The following is a 3,902-nucleotide window of genomic DNA, read 5'->3' on the forward strand; positions in this document are numbered from 1 at the left end:
GCGGGCCCCTTCGGCTACTCGGCCGGGACGGTCCGCACCACGTTGCCGTGCGGGTCCGTCTCCAGGTACCCGCTGTTGCTGTGGTCGTTGCTCAGGTACACGCTGATCACCGGCTTGTTGTCGAACAGGTCGGGCCCGATGATCAGGTAGCGGCTGGTCGGATTGGTGACGTTCAGGGTCGCCTGCGCCTTCTGGAGCAGCGACGGGATGATGCTCCAGTCGTAGACCGAGAGGTCCACCGGCTGGTCGTCGCCGATCTCCGTGCCGCCCATGTCGTCCTTGCTGGCCCGGCCGTTGCGGTACTGGAAGGAGTCGTACTCCTTCGGGTTCGCCGCCGTCGGCGCGTCCGCGATGGCGTACTGCGGGTAGACGACCAGCTTGTAGACCTTGCCGGTGCCCATCACCGGAGTGAGCGCCGCGATCGCGGTGCGCACGCCGTCCGGGGTGATCAGGTCCTTCGGGGCGGCCTTCGGGGCGCCGGTCGACCCGGTGGCGGTGGCCGCCGTGGTAGGCCGCGCGGACGTGCCGGTGCCACCCGTGGCACCTGCCGTGGTGCCCGCGGTCGTACCGGCGGTGCTGCTGTGCCCGGCCGTGTTCTTCTTGGCCGTCCCCGGCGCGAACTTCCACGCCACGCCGCCCGCGACCACCACCGCGACCGCCACCGAGGCGGCGATCACACCCGTCCGGGCACCCCGCTTCGGCCGCTCCGCGCCCGAACCGCCCGGCGTCCACGGGTTGGTGACCTGACCGCTTCCCCCGTACGGCCCAACCTGCCCGAACGAACCCGCGGTCACCGCGCCCGGCTGCGCCGGCGCGCCGTACGGGTTCGCGGTCGGGCCCGAGCCGGGACCGGTCGCGTACGGGTTGGGCGTCTGCCCGGAGCCCTGGCCGGCCGTGTACGGGTTCGGTGTCCCGCCGGAGGAGCCGCCGCCGAAGCCGCCCGGCGCCCAGGCGGACGACGGGCCCGGGCCTCCCTGCGGGTACGGGGTGTCGAGGCTGGTCTGCACGTAGCCGCCCGCCGGGCCGCCGGCGGGCGCCTGCTCGGCGGCGGCGAGCAGCCGGTCCAGCTGCGCCGCGTCCGGGCGGACCGCCGGGTCGCGGGCGAGCACGGCGGAGAGCACCGGGCCGAGCGGGCCGCAGCGGGTCGGCGGCGGCAGCGGCTCGTCCATCACCGCGGCCAGGGTCGCCAGCGTGGTCGCGCGCCGCAGCGGGTGGTGGCCCTCGACCGCGACGTACAGCATCATGCCGAGCGACCACAGGTCGGAGGACGGGTTGCCCTCCTGACCGCGGATCCGTTCGGGGGCGATGTACTCGGGCGAGCCGATCAGCGAACCGGTCGCGGTGAGTGCGGTCGCCTCCTGCATCGCGGCGATGCCGAAGTCGGTGAGCACCGGCGTGCCGTCCGGGCGCAGCAGGACGTTGCCCGGCTTCACGTCGCGGTGCTGGATCCCGGCGGCGTGCGCGGCGCGCAGTGCGGAGAGCACGCCGCGGCCGATCCGGGCCGCCTCGGGCACGTCCAGCGGGCCGCGGCTCAGCCGGTCGGCCAGCGAGCCGCCGCTGATCAGCTCCATGACCAGCCACGGGTGCTGGTGCTCGGCGCCGTCGACGATGTGGTGGATGACCGCGACGTTGGGGTGCTGGAGGCGGGCGAGTGCCCGGGCCTCGCGGAGCACCCGCTCGCGCAGCTCGTGGGCGGCGGCCGGGTCGGCGGCGAGCATGGCCGGGTCCGGCGGGCGCACCTCCTTCAGCGCGACCTCGCGCTCCAGGGCGGTGTCGCGGGCACGCCACACCAGCCCCATGCCTCCGCCGCCGAGGCGCTCCACCAGTTCGAAACGGCCGTCGATGAGCCGCGCTTCCGGCCCCCCTGTGTTCATGCGGGCCATCGTAGGGGTCGCCGGTGACGTGCTGCGGCACGGGAGGGCCGGGCCGGACGGGCCGGGCGGTGGCTCAGGCGCCGGGCAGCGCGAGGTAGCCGAGAAGTTCGCGGGCGGCCGGTCCGGTCCGCTCCTGGTCCGGAAGGGCCACCGACACCTGCCAGCGGGCTCCGGCGCCGGGCAGCGGCAGCGTGCACAGGGCGGCGGCCTGCGGCTTGCCGGCGATCGGGCGGGGCACCACGGCGATGCCCAGGCCGTGCCCGACCAGTTCCAACAGGCTGTGTACGTCGTTCACCTCCAGGGCGACCCGGCGCGGCACGCCCGCCGTGGCGAACGCCAGGTCGGTCAGGCCGCGGGCGCCCCAGTCCGGGTGGAAGTCGACGAACGGCTCCCGGGCCAGCCGGGCCCAGTCCGGGGCCGGGCCGCCGGCCAGCGGATGGCCCGGGTGGCAGAGCAGCACCATCGGCTCGACGGCCAGCGGCAGCAGGCGCACCCCCTCCGGGGGCTCGCCGGACAGGGCGACGAAGGCGAGGTCGAGCCGGCCGGTGGCGACCGCCTCGACCAGCTCCCGCGACCCGGTCTGCCGGAGCAGCACCTCGACCTCCGGGTGCTCGGCCCGGAACCTTGCCAGCAGGGACGGCACATGGGCGCCGCTGATGCACTGCTCCGTGCCGACCGACAGCGTCCCGCGGAGCAGGCCCTGTACGGCGGCGACCGCCTCGCGCGCCGCCCGGACACTCGCCAGCGCCCGGCAGGCCTCGCCGAGCAGCGCCTGTCCGGCGCCGGTGAGCTGCACGCTGCGTGTGGTGCGGACGAACAGCGGAGCGCCGAGCTCGCGCTCCAGCGAGCGGATCGACGCGGACAGCCCGGACTGCGAGACCATCAACCGCCGTGCGGCACGCGTGAAGTGACGCTCCTCAGCGACGGCGACGAAGTACTCGAGATGGCGGATTTCCACAATTCATCGTCCCAGGCGCTGAGTCCGTTCGCATTCTTCTATTGGACGCACGCCCGCCCGTCGGACGAGGCTGGGGGAACCGCCGCACGGACCGGTGCGCGGACACTCCCCACGAAGAGGTACGCACGCATGCAGACCCGCCGTATCGGCTCCGTCGAGGTCAGCGCCATCGGCCTGGGGGCCATGCCGATGTCGATCGAGGGCCGCCCGGACGAGGCGCAGTCGCTGGCCGCCCTGCACGCCGCGATCGACGCCGGCGTGACCCTGATCGACACGGCCGACGCCTACCACCTGTACGCCGACGAGGTCGGGCACAACGAGTCGCTGGTGGCCAAGGCGCTGGCGACGCACCCGCGGGGCAAGGACGTCCTGGTCGCCACCAAGGGCGGCCACCGGCGGCCGGGCGACGGCAGCTGGACCTTGGACGGCTCGCCGGAGCACCTGCGCCGCGCCTGCGAGGCCTCGCTCGGCCGGCTCGGTGTCGAGGCCGTCGGGCTCTACCAGTTCCACCGCCCCGACCCGAGGGTCCCGTTCGCCGAGTCGGTGGGTGCACTGCGCGAGCTGCTGGACGAGGGGAAGATCGTGATGGCCGGGGTCTCGAACACCGACCCGGCGCAGATCCGCGAGGCGAACGAGATCCTCGGCGGCCGGCTGGTGTCGGTGCAGAACCAGTACTCGCCCGCGTTCCGCTCCAGCGAGCCGGAGTTGCGGCTCTGCGACGAGCTCGGCATCGCCTTCCTGCCCTGGAGCCCGCTGGGCGGCATCCACCGCGCCGGTGAACTGGGCTCCGCGCACGGCGCGTTCGCTCGGGTGGCGGCGCGGCACGGGGTGAGTCCGCAGCAGGTCTGCCTGGCCTGGATGCTGGCCGCGTCCCCGGTGGTGATCCCGATCCCGGGCTCCAGCAGGCCGGAGACCGCCCGCGACTCGGCCGCCGCCGCGGCACTGGTGCTGGACGCCGCCGACCTCGCGGAGCTGGACGCTTCCTAATGTCGTTGTCAAGCGGTGGCGGTGACTGGCGGTGTGACCTGGTAGCACCGTCGGTCACGGATCAGGGCCCATAGGACGTTGAC

The 3,902-nt window shown here is 74.4% G+C and carries 3 protein-coding genes; 1 reads left to right on the forward strand and 2 read right to left on the reverse strand.

All coding sequences use genetic code 11. From position 1 onward, the window contains the following. Window positions 1-14: 14 nt before the first annotated feature. Window positions 15-1,874: a protein kinase gene (locus ACFV0G_RS36770; protein ID WP_380557340.1), complete on the reverse strand. Its 1,860-nt coding sequence runs from the start codon at window positions 1,872-1,874 to the stop codon at window positions 15-17. A gap of 73 nt (window positions 1,875-1,947) precedes the next feature. Then, window positions 1,948-2,832, reverse strand: a complete 885-nt coding sequence (locus ACFV0G_RS36775; RefSeq protein WP_380557343.1) for a LysR family transcriptional regulator — start codon at window positions 2,830-2,832, stop codon at window positions 1,948-1,950. A 129-nt stretch (window positions 2,833-2,961) separates the two neighbouring features. Between ACFV0G_RS36775 and ACFV0G_RS36780 the strand changes: the two genes are divergently transcribed. After that, on the forward strand, window positions 2,962-3,819 hold the full coding sequence (locus ACFV0G_RS36780; RefSeq protein WP_380557346.1) for an aldo/keto reductase: 858 nt from the start codon (window positions 2,962-2,964) through the stop codon (window positions 3,817-3,819). Window positions 3,820-3,902 lie beyond the last annotated feature (83 nt).

The organism is Kitasatospora sp. NPDC059571 (assembly GCF_042735675.1).
Lineage (GTDB): Bacteria > Actinomycetota > Actinomycetes > Streptomycetales > Streptomycetaceae > Kitasatospora.

What these genes read in the sequence shown, in the direction of transcription:
- ACFV0G_RS36780 (WP_380557346.1), top strand. Translation starts at nt 2,962, where the DNA reads ATGCAGACCCGCCGTATCGGCTCCGTCGAGGTCAGCGCCATCGGCCTG.
- ACFV0G_RS36770 (WP_380557340.1), bottom strand. Translation starts at nt 1,874, where the DNA reads ATGAACACAGGGGGGCCGGAAGCGCGGCTCATCGACGGCCGTTTCGAA.